This window comes from Chryseobacterium sp. WG14, from assembly GCF_024586945.1.
Lineage (GTDB): Bacteria > Bacteroidota > Bacteroidia > Flavobacteriales > Weeksellaceae > Chryseobacterium.
The window spans coordinates 1-17,237 of sequence record NZ_JALCZD010000020.1; the positions used below are offsets into that span (position 1 = coordinate 1).

A 17,237-nucleotide genomic window follows, 5' to 3' on the forward strand; every position below is an offset into this window, starting at 1 on the left:
CTGAATGGTTATGCCTGATTCACCGGGTTTTCTAAGATGATAGGTATTGGTGTTTTGTGGAACTCCTGCAAAATCCAGCATGGATTCTGTTTTGGTATAGCCTCCCAAATGATTAATCGAATGTGTACCAATGAGTCTACCTTTAGTGTCATAGTAAATATAGTTCTTTGTCCATCCAATATCATTGGCTTCTGTATTTTTTACATAGCTGGCAATGGGTAGTCCTTTTGTACTTACCGTAGAGTTTTGGGTGTTATCCTGTAAAACATTGCTTCCCTGTATCTGTGATGGAGTGGCAGGTGCCCCTACAGGATACGTATCATAATAATTGAGGCTTAAAAAATTATAGACTTTATCATATTGGGGATATCCTTGGGTAACGGAATAATAGATATCCATTCCACTATAGTTCATTGATAAACCAGAGCTTCTGGTTTCACTATTGCTACCTTTGGTATTGGCATAATTCTGTTCTTCCAAACGGGAGTTCCCCATAGCCTGACATATCCCAGTCATAATCACTCTTGAAAACTGGTCATATTTGGTGTACATCCACTGTCCTTTAGCTCTGAGATTGGCATCTTGTGTGCCCACCAGTCTATCCTGTTTATCATACACCATATATTCCCAATCTTTTCCAGGAAGCTTCTTTTCTACCAAACGGTTTCTTCCATCATAACGGTACTCATAAGCTAATTCCTGCTGGTCAGCCCATCCCCAATGTACTTTTTCTGATAACAAAGGAGGGATTACCCATGCTAGCTGATCATATTCATTGTATACATAATAGGTGTCTGCATTTTCTGTAGCATTGATTACTTTTCTTACCATCAGCGTCTGACCTTTTCCATTTTTGAATTCAATGGTTTGGTTTCCGTCTTCATCGGTGATGGTATTTTTGTAGAGCTGGCTTGCTCCATACATACCTCCATACTCAATGGTTGATTTTGTAGCACCGTTCTCCCAGGTGGTGGTAGTGAACATCTTTATAACATCTGTTGCTGTATTGGTTCCATAATCAAATTTTACAGGTTTACCGGACCAATCATTTCCGACCTGAATCTGTTGCTGGATTCTGTCTAAAGGCGAGTTTTCCAGGATCTTTTCTGCATAAATCTTTTCTGAACCATAAGGAGTATTGGTCGCATTCGATAAAGGATTGGGAACAATAGCTCCATTCAAAGTTCCTCCTTGTGGAACGGGCAAATAATCTTTTACCTGCCTTCCAAAGCCGTCATATTCAATATGAGTGACAATATCTTTTTCCAATGGGGATGCTTTTACATTAACTACCTGTTTAGGTCTTCCTAATCCGTCGAAATATTGAACTGTTTCGGCAGATTTTGTAGCCGTAGCTCCATTGTAATCCAGATACGTTTTAGCCTGGATATAGTTTTCCGTATTAGGAAGCGGAGTGAGCTGTGCCTGTAAACTTCCTGTTACCAACAGTACTCCTATGGGAATTATTATCTTTTTCATCGGTATTAGTTTTTATAGTTGTACTTCATTTCCTTTACTACTTTTCCATTCGCATCAGCTACTTTTATCAGCCTTCCTGCTGTATCATAAGTGTAAAACTCTGTGATCCCTGTTGGCGGAGTGATACTTCTGACCCCTACCAACGGATCATAGGTATAAGTAGTGACCGGAGAATTAGGAAACTGAGCTCTGAATGTCTTCAATGCACTTAATAAAGCGGTTTCATCATTATTGGACCCTGCTGCTTCATCCAAATCAGAAGCGCTGACAATAGCACTGGTAGCAGATGAAACCTGAGCATAGGCCATTCCTTCTATTTTAGCGATAGGCTGGGTATTATTATATCCCCAGATAATGACTGTTGATATACCGTCTTTTGTGGTATACTGTTGTAGGTTTCCGTTTAAATCATATTTATCATATTGAGCCTCTGTCGTTGAAATAGCAGGGTTTTGAAGATCATAAGATTTAACAGCTAACGGCAGTACGATATTTCCGGTTTGAGCAGTAGGTAGGGTTGCCGGATAGATGGTCTCTGTTTTTGCAATAATTTTATTATCTTTTTTAACTTCTGTACTTACAGGAATACCCACCATGTTTTTGGATATCATTAAAGTATTATTTACTTCTGTATCCTCTGCATATAAATACTTTTTTGATAGACTGGAATTGTCTGATGTAACCATATTTTCTTTGGAAAGGTTCAAGTTTTTACTACTCTCATAATAATATTCTTCTGTATACTTAATTTCATTATTGCTTATGAAATCTGTAACCACTTTCTTTTTGATAGCAGACATATTCAAAAACTTCTTATACCCCTGAACCCAGGCACCTGAAAGATGATGCACCGTTACAAAATTATTATTGTCTTTTGCATTATTAGGATTAAAATCTATATTGTCATTGAAAGTATATTCTGTTTTCTTTAAAGGATTTACAGAGCCTTCAGCGTATATAATTTCTGATTTTAGTTTACCTCTTAAAATACTTCTATCAATTCCATATAAATTTCTGAGATTTTTATACAAATTTTCTGGAACTATCTGATCGGAAGTAAAGTAGTTCCTTAAGTTTCCAGTATCAGGGTTTAAAATATCAGGATAGTCTTCATAATTTGTAAAATTGTACTCCGTATATCCTTTTCCTGCATTCACTTCAAAAACCTTTTGGTATCCTACATTATAACTATCCATACTATTTTGCTGAACATTAGAACTGGATCTCATCATCAGCTTCTGAATCGAAGTAGGACTTGTAAATTCTATATAATAAATATATCTTGGCCAGTTCATCAATATCCCTGAAGAAATTCCCCCACTTAATGCCATTGTATATTTGTATGTTTTATCATTAATTATTCCTCCGTTTTCTGAATAATCATATTGTCTGAGAATTCTTGCTCCTCCTACAACTCCCGCATTGTTCATTAAAGAAGGCAAAAAAGAACTTGCAGAATTTCTTTCTATTCTCTTACCATAATAATTAGGTTCATATTCAAAAGTAGAATACCCTTTTGTTGGATAGGTGATCTTACTTAACAATCCTAAATTGTATTTTTGAATATTAGTATCTCTATATGTATTATTTAATGTATAATCTCCTGTGGTGGCATTATAGGTTTCAAAGGGTGATATATTGGTATTATTATCATTTCCATTCCAATATCCCCAGTGATCCAGACCTTTTGTGACATACTTAGGTAAGTTTGCCGTATTATAATATTCAAAACTGTAGACTTTATTACTTTGAGGCTCTGTAATTGTTTTTAAAAAAGGTCTTTTGTTTACCCCTCCAAAATCATCATATGCAAATATGGTATTCCGAACCAAAAGGTTGTTACTAAATATCTGAATATTATCTACCAAAAACTCGTTGAAATTTAAGGCACTTGCACTTCCTTCATAATGTTTAATTGGATAACCAGCATCTTTATAATTAATTTTCACTTCCTTATCTCCATATTTTATAGATTCAAGAAGAGAACGTTTGGTCAAAACAAAATTTTCAGTATAACCTGGTGTACCAGCTGCACTAGAAGCACAGCCTGCAAGTCCTCCCGGACAATTTACCCAATCATCAACCCTTGCACCATCCTGAAAGTAGCCTTCAAAATTAAGTACTTTTGCATTATTCAGGACATTTGTAGTACTGGACATAATACTACAAAAAGTACTGTTTAAGTTATCTTGAACATATCCAAAATTGACGGTTTGCCCATTTGTAAATTCAACTTTTGAAAGACTGAATGAACTTATGTATGGGAATCCCTTAAATACATTTTGTTTAGACGGACCAGGAAGAGGTAAATTATATGCTATTTCATATTTGGAGAAATCTCCACCAAAGTAATATTTGTTTCCCTGTCCATCAGTAATAATAATTGTTTGATTAGTTGGTTTACAAAATTCATATCCTCCATAGGAGACTACTCCTGTTAAGTCAACTTTTATATTGGGATCATTTGATTCTACCAAAACATTTCCATCATTTCCCAACATAAATTTTCCGGAAATCCCCATTGCGTTAAAACTAAAAACATCAGGTTCTCCTTCATAACCATTATCTACAGTTCCCAATCTCCAGTTCTCCCCAGTTATACCTCCTGTACCATTGTATAAATCATAAACCTGAGTATTAGTGTAGGGATTGAGCCGAACTCCAGTTAAAAAGCCATGAAGATTTGCCCCTGTTCCAAAAGGATTACCAGCAGTTCCATTAGGAATACCCTTATATTCATCAGGAATACCTTTTAAAGTTCTGGTAATCCTTCCTCCTGCCAAAAGTGACCAGTTCATCCCGGCATAATCAGATTTCTTATGAGGTAAAAAACCGGACGAATCATAGGAAATAAAAACGTCTATATTTTTTCCACCATTTGTTGGAATCGTATAAATAGGTATTCTAAGATCCAGCGTACCTGTATAAAGATTAACAGGTACATTTCCATACTTTTCAAATGCATAAGTTTGTGGTGACTTTATTTGTATTGGCTCCTTTACTTGTTGTGAGAAAGTATGCATAGCTAGCAGGAGTGGTAGCGATAAGTATATTTTTTTCATTGTTTATTTTTTAATCAATTTGGCATTCGCTGTTTTATTCGTATCCGTTTTTATGGTCACCAGATAAGCACCTTGAATAAGCGCCTGGGCATTGATTTTGGTAACATTATTTTTAGTTTTTATATTCTGAAGCTGTCTGCCACTCATATCATACAGCATAATATCAGCTTCTTTGAAATCAAAGCCTATTTCTACATACGCATAGTCTGAAACCGGGTTTGGATAGATCTTGATATCATGCTTTTCTATTAGCTGATCAATCTGTTTATCTCCCAGCTTCACAATCTTCCAGTTCTCTTTTCCTAATTCCTCGGCACTGGTTCCGGCCAGAACAATAGAGCCATCTCTGTTAAGTCTCAAATCTGAAAGTCTCTCCTCTCTTTTCCTCGAGTCTCCATTCACATGTTTTCTCCACTGTTCATTTCCATTGCCATCCAGATACAGCATCCAGAAAGTCTCATCATCTTTCTCTATTCTTCCTTCCGCCTGCGTATAACCGCCCAACAATATTCCTTTGGTCATGTCTTGATTCTTGGCTCTCGGCTCTTGACTCTGTATCACATTCATTCCCATTAAGATATCCCTGTTCTTAAAATTGTAAGACTTCTGCCACAGCTCATCACCTCTTTCATTCAAAGAAATCAGCCAAAGGTCCGTACCTTCTTCAATACCTACTGATTTATTTCCGGATCTTTCGGACCTGGATTCTCCTCCAATGATAAAACCGGTTGAAGTTAAAGCCAATGTTCTGATATGATCATCTCCTTTTCCACCAAAGTTCTTTTCCCATTCTAGTTTTCCATTTTTATCCAGCTTTACGATCCAGTAGTCGCCTTCACCAAAATTGATGCTGGCTTTTGGCAGCTGGCTAATGGCTATTGAGTTAGCCGGTTTTTCAGTTGAAGGTTTAGTCTCAGAATTCCCAACCTCGGAGCTCCTTGAGTAGATTCCCAGTAATGCTCCGCCGTCTTTTGTTGGGATCATTTTCTCTACTTCGTCTAATCCTCTTCCTCCTAGAATAAGCTGAGACAGTTCTTTTCCGTCTTTATCCAGTCTGGTGATCCAGACATCTTTTGAACCATAGCCTTTGGATGAATTCTGTATATTTCCCGCTACAAAAAATCCTAAGTCGGTGGTCTGAATCACTGCTTTGGCTTCTTCATCTGAGGAAGTGCCCAAGGTTTTCTGCCACAGTTCATCACCAAATTCATTCAATCTGATCAGCCAGATATCCGATCCTCCTTTGGAATCGTCTTTTTTATCCAGTCCTTTGCTTGAATACGTGGTACCTGAAACCAGAAATCCACCATCCTGGGTGGTCACCGTTGCGGATAGATAATCGTGGTTTTGTCCCGCAATATATTTCTCCCAAACCTGTTCGCCCTGCTGGTTGAGTTTGATCAGGTGAAAATCGTAGCCGTTGTTTTGCTTTTGGCTATTAGCAGCTGGCGACTGGCTTTTAGCCTGAATAGAGCTTCCGGTGATAAGATATTGCTGATCAATAGTTGTGATTACCTGATTGAGAAAATCCTGGGTAGAGGACTTGATGTCTTTCTGCCAGATCACTTCCTGGGCAGAAAGGTTCAGAGTTGTGCACAGAAACCATGCACCGAGATAAAGTTTTTTCATTCTCTGTTCTTTTTAAATTATTGTTATTTTAATTTTGCTGCAAAAGTATTCTTTTTAGTTCACTGTCGAAAGATTTATTAGCGTGAATGCGTACAAAATCATCACCCATTAACTTCTTTCTAGGTTTATGTTATTTTCATTCAAAAATAGTACTCAAAAGCGTCAAAACGTGTCGTATAATCATGAAAAAAAAAACAATTAATTCTAAAAAAAGAGATTTCATATTAAACTCAATTGAACCTATTCATATAATAATTTGTTTTACAAAAAAATTATGTATCAAACACATCTATTGAGTTAAGTAAGTATTACAGTTAAAATAAAGGCCGCTTCACAACTAGTGAAACGGCCTTTTATGATGATTTTCTCAATCTTCTGCCTGAACATATTTCCAATACAGAGGATTCTCACTCCATATCATTAATGCTATGAGACAAATTCTGTCCCTATTAATTATTTAAAAATTTCTTAGAAACATTTTTATTTCTATCAAAATAGTTGATTATAAATGCTCCTTTCGGCAGTTGGTTACTGATTTGAATTTCATTTGTTTTAGTATTTCCTTTCTGAATAAGCTTACCACTTAAATCATAGATCTGGTAATCTCCAAACACATCATTTCTGTTTCCAACCAGCTTTATTTTATTTTCAGACTTCAGGTATACAATTTTTGATTCCGTGCTTCCTTTAGTTTCTGCCGTGCTTAATTCAGAGCTTGTAATTCTTACGGCATAATCTTCCATTTGCCCATATTGTAATTGAGAACAAGCTGTCATATCAGGAAGCGTTGTGCCACCATAAGTTGCAGCATCTACCGCTACCCTCATTCTCAGATAGGTACCTGTTACTGCACCTGCAGGAGGTGTAATATTGCTGGTCAAAGTAGTCCCAGCTCCGCTTGCCATAGAATTTGATGTATTATTGACCACTAATTCAGAATCTTCAAATGATCCATTGTTATTATAATCTATCCAGACTTTTGTTTTGAATTTATCGGACTGTAAAAAACCATTTTCATAATATACTTTCAGCTCTGTACTTGAATTCAGCGGAATGTCAGTATAATAAGCAGGTCTGATACAAGTAGCCATAGCATAATCTTCATAAAATTTAGGCGATGGTTCATCAGAATCATATCCGTTTGTCATACTGTTAACTGAACCAAACTGAACTCTTGTAGGGCCAATCGCAAAATTATTATTCGCAGGATGTACAATTGTTGATGGGTTACATTGTGCTGCTACCACAGAAACAGGAGATGGAATTACCACTGACGGATCCTGTCCTGCGTTGGAATTGAGTAGATTCTTTCTGTATTCCATCATCAGCATGATTGCTCTATCTCTCTGACCGGCTGTAAACTTTCTTTCATTATTCGAGTAATTCATAATATTATACTGAACACCTTGATAATTCACTCCTGTACAAGGGTTGATATCTGAATTTGAAGGTGCGGGAAACTGAGAATATGCAGCTCCTGATACCTCTGTATCACAAACTCTGTCATTATCTACTGTACAATCAGTCTCTGCAGGTGGACAATAGCCAGCTGTACCACTATTCGCCTGATAATCCCCTCCATCAAAAGTATGGTATAAACCAAAGGCATGGCCAAGCTCATGTGTAAGAGTCGAATTATTCTGATTCTTAATTGTAGCCACTTTCATAAAACTTTCATACCCATAATCATAGGTATCAGGGAATCTGGCATATCCCATTAAACCGTATGACAACTGCTGCTGTCCATTAAAACCAATAATCACATAGATATTAAAGTAAGAGGTTTCAGGCCAATGTGGAGCTAAAGTCCTTATACTTCCAACTGCTGCACCAACACCCGGATTTGTAGACGAAAGGGCAGTCTTCATTCCCTTCGTATCATATAAAGGAATTGTGCTTCCATTATATCTTATGATGCCCGTAGTAGCAGTACACGTAGGAGATCTCTTTGCTAATACTAGCTTGAAAGGAATAACATTTCCTCCATTCGGACCATCACCTTCTGCATAAAACCCATTTCCATAGGTTGTTGCATACATTTTATTAGCACGGTTTATCCAGTCTGTGACCTCTTGATCTGTTACCGATAAATTGGCATTGGCAGCAGCTGTGGATTCAATGACATGTACAACAACAGGAATCTCAAAGATCTGCCCTGTATAGAGTCCATTCCACGAGGTAGTTCCTCCTACCTTTTTAAGATATGATTGCATATCCATACCCCTGAGCCTCGCTTCTGTTGCTTCTCTTTTTTTCTTCAAATCAGGATGTTTGATGTCCATTATTCTTAATTCTTCATCAAAACCACAAAAACTTTCATGATTTTGAGAAAACAAATTAAAAGACAATAAAACCATAGAATTAATACTAATTTTTACCATACTTTGTATTTTTATTAATTATTAAACACCAAATATATTAATTTAATAAAAAGATTCAAAATTTAATATTATAAATTTAAATTGTTGGTATTCTAATACGGATGGAAACTATATAACTAAATGACAAACATTTATATAAAAAACGCACTTACTTGGTAAAACATAATACTATCTTTTACATTGGTATGATTTTTAGTATTACATTTGTATAAATTTTCAGTTATGAAAACAAACCAACAAACTATAAATCAAGGGAATCATAAAATAAATTGGTTCCAGCAGTTTCTGATGGTATGTTCCGGCGGAAACATCCATATTTTGAGAAAAACTCCCAGTGAATGGAATAAATTTTCGGGGATTGGAGGAATTGTCCTCTTCACCGCTGTATTTGCTACTCTTTCTGCTGGGTATGCCATGTATACGGTATTTGATAATATCTGGGCTTCTGTAGGATTCGGAATTCTTTGGGGATTAATGATCTTCAACCTGGACCGTTATATTGTTTCATCCATTAAGAAGACCGGGACATGGTGGAACCAGATCCTGATGTCTATTCCCCGCCTGATTTTGGCCACATTTTTAGGAATTATCATTTCAAAACCTTTAGAGCTTAAAATTTTTGAAAAGGAAGTTAACAAACAGCTTAATACCATTATACAAAGAAATAAGAAGCAGCTTCAGGGAGAAATGAGCGGAAGAATTCTTCAGCAAAGCGGACCCTTTGAAACCGAGAAGCAGCAGATTTCAGAAAAGACCGCCCAATATCAAAAGTCTTATGATTCAGCATCTGTGGAACTGGAGAAAGAAATTCTGGGAAAACAGTCAGGACTGACCAGTGGAAAAGAAGGTTTCGGGCCTAATGCCAAACGTAAACAGCAATTAAAAGAACAGCGCAGGCTGGATCTTGAAAATTTTCAGAAACAATCTGCTCCCAGACTGGAATATTTGGATAAAGAAATTTCCAAAGTATATACTAATCTGGAAACGGAAAGGAAATCTTCAGAAACCTTTGAAGATAAATTCAACGGTTTTGCCGCAAGACTGCAGGCCCTGGATGAACTTGGCAAAAACTCAGCCATTATTGGATTGGCTGCTGCTTTCATAATGGGACTTTTTATCTGTCTTGAGATCTCTCCTGTTCTGGTGAAATTAATATCCCACATAGGGCCTTATGATTATCTTTTAGAAAAAACGGAAAATGATTTCAGACTGTATTCCAAAGAAAAAATTGAAAAAGGAAATGCGCTGACCGATTTTCGTATTGATGATTTTAAGGATAATTTAAAAAATTAGTGTATTTTTCAAATATGATTATTGATAAAGAAGAGATCCGGAAAAAAAAGAAAAAGCTGGATGACTGTAAAGCTTTTCTCAAAAAGGAATTCATTGGAATAGATAAAATTATTGATAACCTGATGGAATATATTCAGGTATGGTATCTGATGCCTGAGATTCTTACCCGCCCTGTGGTAATAAGCCTTTGGGGAATGACAGGAGTAGGAAAAACTGACCTGGTAAGAAAAATGGTCCGGTTTCTGGATTTCCAAAACCGTTTCGTAGAAATTGAGCTCAGCAACAGTGATGAAACCTCATGGAGCAAAAGCGTTGCCGATATATTTCAAACTAATGGTCTTGGTGATGAGAAACCCAGTATTGCCCTTTTTGACGAGATCCAGCGCTTTAACACCCTTGAACCGGATGGAACTCCTGTTCCCCAGACTAAATATACAGATTTCTGGGAGCTTTTAAGTGATGGACGGTTAAGTAAAAGGGAACGTGAAGATCTTGAACATTACCTCTTCTCCTACCTTTTACGGAAAAAGGAAAATGAAAGACGGAAAAAAGGTGGTGAAACAGATCTGGAAGAAAACCCCTATCTCAATCTCTGGGATGCAAAAGAGCTTAAGAAATACCTCAGCATGGAAGATGATGTGATGAGCATCATTGATATGAAAGAGGAAGATATGATCAAGCTGATCCGTAAGAAACAAAAGGAAAAGAAAATCTATGAGCCTGTAGATTACAGCAAAATGCTGATCATCATCAGTGGAAACCTGGATGAAGCCTTTCAGATGTCCCGCGAAACCAGTGAAGCTGATATAGATGCCAATATCTACCATGCATTTACAAAAAAAATCACAATGGTGGACATAAAGAATGCATTGGCCAGAAAATTCCGTCCTGAGCAGGTTGCCAGGTTTGGTAATATTCATCTTATTTATTTTTCACTGAAAACAGAAGATTTTTACAAGCTGATTCAACGGGAGATCAATAATCTGAAACATAAGACCAAAACAAAATTCGGTATTGCCCTGAAGATTAATAAAAATATTAATGAGCTTATCTACAGAAACGGTGTTTTTCCTGTACAGGGTGTCCGTCCCGTATTCAGCAGTGTAGTGGATATTTTAGATACCAACCTCAGCCAGTTTCTTTTTGAAGCAATTATGAATGAGGATACAACTATAGAAATTGATTACCTTCAGGAGCAGAAGATCATTACCGGGAAGATAGGCAGCAGAATGGTTGAAATTCCTTATCTGGGAAGAATAGACAGCATACGTCAGGCTAATGAGCAGAATGCCGTCGCTAATATCAGCGTCCACGAATGCGGTCATGCCGTTTGCTATATGCTTTATACCGGATTTGCCCCATTACAGCTGAAAAGTAAGGTGGCAAGCAGCTATGCCGCAGGTTTTACATTTCCCCATCAGATACACGACACAAGGGAAAGTATCCTGGACAGAATTAAAATTTATCTTGCGGGAGGAATTGCTGAAGAAATTATTTTTGGCGAAAAGAATGCCAGCATAGGAAGAAGTCATGATAGAGAGCAGGCTACTGTTCTTGCTATTGATTATATCAGAAAATATGGTTTTGAGGAGGATTTTCAGGCCACCTATAACCTGGAAGATTATCCTCACCGCATGCAGCAGCATATTACCGATGAGAGAGTAGAAAAACTAATACAGGATCTCGCCAAAATAACCAGGGAAGACCTTATCCTTCACCTGGACCTGTTGATAGATATAAGCAGAATACTGAGTGAAAAAGGAAGCATGCTGCCTAAAGAAATTTATGATATTGCCATTAAGCATCATCTAAAGGTAAGCATCAAAGAGGAGGGCTATCTTCATATTACAGATTACCATGACCTTCTCCATCTTCAGAAAAAAAACTGAGAATAGTATAACTAAAGCTTTCGGATATCCGGAAGCTTTTCTTTTTCATATCAGGGAACATTTTTTGCTTTACCCTGGTATGCCATCAAGTGTCGTAAATAGCTTTATTTATTTTCCTGAAACTGAAATATTGCGAATTATATATCAGTCGGGAGCTGTTTATGACTACCTTAATGTACCGTCTGATATTGTTGAAAAGTTTAGAAAGGCCAAGTCAAAAGGCATTTTCCTAAATAAGATCATTAAACCTGGATTTAAATATTCCAGAATAAGCTGAACAAAAAAGCCTTCAAAAGTAATTCACTTTTAAAGGCTTTCTATTGAACAATATTAACTTCTTTTTATAAAGAGTAGTTCGGAGCTTCCTGAGTAATGATGACATCATGTGGATGCGATTCTTTTAATCCACTTCCTGTGATCATCACCAGTTTGGAATCTTTTTGTAAAACTTCAATATCTTTAGCTCCACAATATCCCATACCGGCTCTTAATCCTCCCGTTAACTGGAAGATTACATCTTCTAGTTTTCCTTTGTGAGGTACTCTTCCTTCAATTCCTTCCGGAACGAATTTTTTAGCTTCACTTTGAAAATATCTTTCTTTTCCTCCTCTTTTCATTGCAGAAAGGCTTCCCATTCCCTGGTAGGATTTAAATTTTCTTCCCTGGAAGATAATCTCTTCACCCGGTGCTTCATCTGTTCCTGCTAAAAGAGATCCTAGCATCACTGCTCCTGCCCCGCTTGCAATTGCTTTTACAATATCTCCGGAAAGCTTAATCCCTCCATCTGCAATTACGGTAACATTTTTAGATTTCGCATATTCATATACGTTATAAATAGCTGATAGCTGTGGTACACCTACTCCGGCAACCACTCTCGTTGTACAGATAGATCCCGGACCTACTCCTACTTTAAGAACATTAGCCCCTGCTTCAATCAAATCTTTAGCAGCATCAGCCGTTACAATATTTCCTCCTACAATATCTAAATCCGGATATTTTTTTCTGATTTCTGAAATCTTATCCAGTACCCCTTTCGAATGTCCGTGTGCAGAGTCAATTGCTATGATATCAACGCCGGCTTTTACCAAAGCCTCGATTCTATCTAATGTATCTTCTCCTACTCCTACTCCCGCACCTACAATAAGACGGCCTCCCTGATCTTTATTAGCATTAGGGTATTCTAATTGATTATCAATATCCTTGATGGTAATTAACCCTACAAGCTTATTATCTTTATCTACAATCGGAAGTTTCTCTACTCTGCTTTTAAGAAGAATTTCTTTAGCTTTTTCAAGGTTGGTATCTTTATCGGAAGTGATAAGATTTTCTTTGGTCATGATCTCTTCCACTTTCATATCAAGATTTTCCTGATATTTCACATCTCTGTTGGTAATGATTCCTATCAGAACATTATCAGCATCTACTACAGGAAGCCCTGAAATTTTGTATTTCGACATCATTTCTTTGGCCTGTCCTAAAGTATAATCTTTAGAAAGGGTTACCGGATCTGAAATCATTCCGTTTTCGGAACGCTTCACGCGATTCACCTGTGCAGCCTGCTCAGCAATGGTCATATTTTTATGAATAAAACCTAAGCCTCCAACTCTTGCCAAAGCAATCGCCAGATCACCTTCAGTAACAGTGTCCATCGCAGCAGATACTATCGGAACATTCAGCGTGATTTTGTCGGTAAGTCTTGATTTTAATGATACCTGGTTAGGTAAAACTTCTGAATAAGAAGGGACTAGAAGAACGTCATCGAAAGTGATGGCTGTCTCTACAATTTTGTTATGAATAGACATCTTTACTTTCTTTGCAAAATTAGGCTATTTTAGTGAGATATGAAAATCATTTTTAATAGTTTACATAAAAATTAATAATCTATAACTTAAATCAAAAAAACCATCCTTTAATAAGAATGGTTTGATCACAAAATAAATCTAGTATGTTTGAAACTACTTGTTACAAATTATCTTTACGGCATCATAACTTCTGTTATCTAACCGGGTTACCATTTTCGTTCAGCTTTTCAATGTGGGTCTGGTTATTTTTATCAATATAAAGCCTTTAGCCGAACTTTTCCTTTTGTATCGCGGATAAAAATACCCACATCTCCATTGGATTAAAGAAGATCATTCCCGCCTCTCTTTCTCTCGGCTTCATTCTTTGTGACTGGCCATTCCGGGATGTTGTCTTTCTTTATTGCTGATGATCATCTTTAAGGTTCCGTCTTTCTCTACAATATTGATGCGTTCCACATCTATTTCTTTAAACCTCTCATTGGAAGACTGCATTTTGAATGCGAGAATAAAAAACAGAATACAAACTACAGTAAGTGAAACAACGTAAATCTTTAGGGCACGCACTTCCTTTACTAATTTTTAAATATTAAAATTGCTTTGACTTATATGAAATTAAATTACTTATCTGAAACAGAATTAATTATTTTTGAGATATCATCTGCTGTAAAATTTCCTTTTACATCTACAAATACCAATTCTTTACTTGAATTTACAGTAATCAGCATATTTTTAATAGCATCCCCATTCTGTTTTACGCGTACATTCACATTTTCACCATCATGTTTTACGGTCGCCCAGTCTTCATAGTTATTATTATTTAAATAGTTAGCATAATCATTCAGCATTTCTTTACTTCCATTTTCTACGGTAAGAACTTTGATTTTAGAAACCTTTCTAATCAGATCAATGACCTCTTCACTTTCCCCATCTTCTCTTAAGGCTTTCTTTATAAAAGGCTTTGCCATCATCAGGGGTACATTAATACTTTTAAATTTCGCCCCTTTGAAATCATACCCGGAATCTGAAAAGAAATCCATATTGGGTTTTCCTGAAACCACACAGGACTGAAGTGCAAATACTGTGAAGAAGACAAGAAAAATGTTTTTAAAAATTTTCATGGTGATTGTTTTTAGTCTATAGCTTTTAATGAGCCTCCTGAAGTTTTGCTGATATTGGATTCTATTTCCGGTCTTCCTTTATATCTTACCAGTCCTCCTGAAGATGCTCTCACTTTTAATTTTCCTGATACACTTACTGTAAGATTTCCACCTGATGTAGCTTCTGTTTCTACATAATCAAACTTTAAGTCTTCTGCCTTACAGACAGCGCCGCTGCTGATATCAATGGTTCCGGAATTGGCTTTTCCACTTAAGCTGGTACTGGATCCGCTTGAGCTTTTAATGGATATATTCCCTGCAGTCACTCCCGCTCTTACACTTGCTCCCGATGAAACAGACAGGTCTACGGCTTCCATGATTTTAAAATCACCTGTCATGTGAGCTCCCGATGATGCATCAATTCTCATATCCTTTTCCTGAATAGAATTGACTACCGTAAAGTTTGATCCTGATGAGATATCAATATTATCCATTTTTGGAGAAGATACATTAACGCTTAAGTTTTTAAACCTTAAGTTTTTTACTCCTTTATTATCAACATGGATCTTCAATACTCCGTTTTCTACTTTTGTAATAATATATTGCAGCTTATCTGCATCTGCAATTACCTTAACACTGGTAGGCTTTTCCTGTTTGAAAACAACATTTACTCCTGTACTCACCTGGATTCCTGAAAACTCACCTACATTTCTTGCTTCTCCATTCAGATAAGACACATTATTTTCTGAAGTAAGTGTATTTCTTGTGTTTGTTACAGGATTCTTTTTGGTTTCACTGGAATTAATGATCTTGCTGACATCATCCATAGAAAGCTTCCCGTCAAGCATTACAAAAATACTCTCTCCGCCACCTCCGTCAATGCTCAACAGCAAATCATCCAGCATTCCATTCTTAGCTTCGGAAGAGAGGAACTTTACCTTAGCTCCCGCGTTATTCACTGTCATGATCTCGCTATAATTGAGATTTTTCACATAGGAAGCTACATCTCTGCTCAATTGAGAAAGGTTGTCCTGAACTCTGCGTCCGTCTGCTGTATTTCCTTTTTCAGGATTCTCTGTGATCAGAATTTTTAATCCATTAATTTTTGATAATAATGGTTTTATCTGATCCAGCTGCGAATCATCAATATTCAGGCTGCTAAGCATTCCAAACATCGGCTTGGCAATTTTGATGGAAGTAACTCCTTCCACTTCCTGATATTTTTCAAAAAGCTGGTCGAATTTGTCTCTTTGCCCATATACATTAAAAAAATGGGAGAAAGCAAGTGCGAATATTATGAATAGTTTTTTCATGAGTCAATTTTATTTTTTAAGTTAATGATGAGTACTACTGATCAGACCGAATCTTTTTCAGTTAATAATCGTCATCCACCACTTTAGGCTGTACCAATTTTTCACTAACGTTATTTGCAAATATCTGGAATGAATACTTAGTCACATTGATGGCTTCTTCTACATTATCAATTCTTTTTCCGTTAACGATAACGTAAGAGTTTTCATAGCCTGTAGAATCTTTTTTTGTTTTAGTGTTGAAAGAAGAATTATCTACATATCTCGGCTTTCTCTCTTTTTTAAGCCGTCCTCTTTTGGGTAGAATCTCATCCAATACATCTTTTTCAGCCATAGAATTTCCCTGAAAAATAGAGTCTTTTTTTGCTCCTGAGATAGAATCTGTATGATTAACAGCTACCTGGCTTTTATGGTCATTATTCTCTTCTATAAAGTCAGACTTTTGTCTTAATACTTCATCTTTCACTAATTTTTCGGCATCCTGAGCACCTGTATTCTGATAGGTATTGAAAATAAATCCAATACTGAAAAGTAACAGAACAGCTGCTGCCATCCAGAACCATTTTGGGAAAGAAGGCTTATTCTTTTCTAAAGGAATAATAGGAGCAGTATCTTTTTCTTCTGTCTTCTGAAGAAAGTCTTCAAAACTCCAGTCCATTTTTTCGTCCTTTATGTCCCGGAAGATTTCGTCGTATTTATCTTGTAATTGATCTTTTTTCATAACTCATCAATTGTGTAATTTGTTCTTTTACCTTTTGTCTTGCCCGCATCAGGTTTACCCTTACTGCATTTTCTTCCATTTCCAGCATTTCAGAAATTTCGGAAACTTCATACTCCTCTACATCTTTCATATGGATGACCATTTTCTGCTTTTCCGGAAGCTGGTTGATAAATCCTATAATATGATCTTTAAGATTATCAATATCCATACTGTAGAGCTCTGATCTGTGGAGCTGCATATCTGCAAACCCTATCTTCACGTTGTGATGCTTCAGACGGTTCAGGCATTCGTTCCGGACAGATTTCAGCGCATAGGATTTCAAATTCCCAAACTGCTCAAGTTCCTCCTTCTTCTGCCAGAATTTCATCATCAGATCCTGCACAACATCTTCTGCTTCATCACTGCTCATGACAAATCTTTTCGCAAAACGATACATCTCGTCTTTGAGAATAAACACCGTATTCTTGAAAGTTTCTTGGGTCATGAGTTTTGTTTCTTATAGGTAAGACAATTGCTGTTACCATTCTATTACATCGAAAATAAAAAAAACTTCAATTATTTTGAAGTTTTTTTA

General features: G+C 36.6%; 13 protein-coding genes. 3 read left to right on the plus strand and 10 right to left on the minus strand.

Features of this window, described 5'->3' with window-relative positions; genetic code table 11:
• The 4 genes from MP478_RS21980 to MP478_RS21995 form a co-directional block, all read right to left on the minus strand.
• Positions 1–1,479 (minus strand): DUF6443 domain-containing protein (locus MP478_RS21980; protein ID WP_257201672.1); only part of this gene is annotated, 1,479 nt, incomplete at its 3' end.
• Positions 1,480–1,484: 5 nt separating this feature from the next.
• Positions 1,485–4,541: an RHS repeat protein gene (locus MP478_RS21985; RefSeq protein ID WP_257201673.1), complete on the minus strand. Its 3,057-nt coding sequence runs from the start codon at positions 4,539–4,541 to the stop codon at positions 1,485–1,487.
• 3 nt (positions 4,542–4,544) lie between these two features.
• Positions 4,545–6,170, minus strand: coding sequence for a T9SS type A sorting domain-containing protein (locus MP478_RS21990; protein WP_257201674.1), 1,626 nt, complete (start codon positions 6,168–6,170; stop codon positions 4,545–4,547).
• Between the two features lie 449 nt (positions 6,171–6,619).
• Entirely contained in the window at positions 6,620–8,551 is a 1,932-nt protein-coding gene (locus MP478_RS21995) for a zinc-dependent metalloprotease (protein WP_257201675.1), read from the minus strand.
• Between the two features lie 222 nt (positions 8,552–8,773).
• Between MP478_RS21995 and MP478_RS22000 the strand changes: the two genes are divergently transcribed.
• From MP478_RS22000 to MP478_RS22010, 3 genes are all read left to right on the plus strand, one after another.
• Entirely contained in the window at positions 8,774–9,844 is a 1,071-nt protein-coding gene (locus tag MP478_RS22000) for a DUF4407 domain-containing protein (RefSeq protein WP_257190041.1), read from the plus strand.
• Between the two features lie 14 nt (positions 9,845–9,858).
• Positions 9,859–11,733 carry an AAA family ATPase gene (locus tag MP478_RS22005; RefSeq protein WP_257190042.1) on the plus strand — a complete coding sequence of 625 codons (1,875 nt, stop codon included), beginning with the start codon at positions 9,859–9,861 and terminating at the stop codon, positions 11,731–11,733.
• 79 nt (positions 11,734–11,812) lie between these two features.
• Positions 11,813–12,010 carry a KTSC domain-containing protein gene (locus MP478_RS22010; RefSeq protein ID WP_230037369.1) on the plus strand — a complete coding sequence of 66 codons (198 nt, stop codon included), beginning with the start codon at positions 11,813–11,815 and terminating at the stop codon, positions 12,008–12,010.
• A gap of 64 nt (positions 12,011–12,074) precedes the next feature.
• Here the strand turns inward: MP478_RS22010 and guaB are convergent, their stop codons facing one another.
• From guaB to MP478_RS22040, 6 genes are all read right to left on the minus strand, one after another.
• Positions 12,075–13,535: an IMP dehydrogenase gene (guaB, locus tag MP478_RS22015; protein WP_230037367.1), complete on the minus strand. Its 1,461-nt coding sequence runs from the start codon at positions 13,533–13,535 to the stop codon at positions 12,075–12,077.
• A 357-nt stretch (positions 13,536–13,892) separates the two neighbouring features.
• A complete protein-coding gene (locus MP478_RS22020) occupies positions 13,893–14,099 on the minus strand; it encodes a hypothetical protein (protein WP_257190044.1) in 207 nt (68 codons plus the stop codon).
• A 53-nt stretch (positions 14,100–14,152) separates the two neighbouring features.
• Positions 14,153–14,653, minus strand: a complete 501-nt coding sequence (locus tag MP478_RS22025; protein ID WP_230037363.1) for a DUF4252 domain-containing protein — start codon at positions 14,651–14,653, stop codon at positions 14,153–14,155.
• Between the two features lie 11 nt (positions 14,654–14,664).
• Positions 14,665–15,945 carry a DUF4252 domain-containing protein gene (locus MP478_RS22030; protein ID WP_257190046.1) on the minus strand — a complete coding sequence of 427 codons (1,281 nt, stop codon included), beginning with the start codon at positions 15,943–15,945 and terminating at the stop codon, positions 14,665–14,667.
• Positions 15,946–16,006: 61 nt separating this feature from the next.
• Positions 16,007–16,663: a hypothetical protein gene (locus MP478_RS22035; RefSeq protein ID WP_257190048.1), complete on the minus strand. Its 657-nt coding sequence runs from the start codon at positions 16,661–16,663 to the stop codon at positions 16,007–16,009.
• Positions 16,638–17,147, minus strand: a complete 510-nt coding sequence (locus MP478_RS22040) for an RNA polymerase sigma factor (protein ID WP_230037356.1) — start codon at positions 17,145–17,147, stop codon at positions 16,638–16,640. Before MP478_RS22040 ends, MP478_RS22035 begins: the two co-directional genes overlap by 26 nt.
• Positions 17,148–17,237 lie beyond the last annotated feature (90 nt).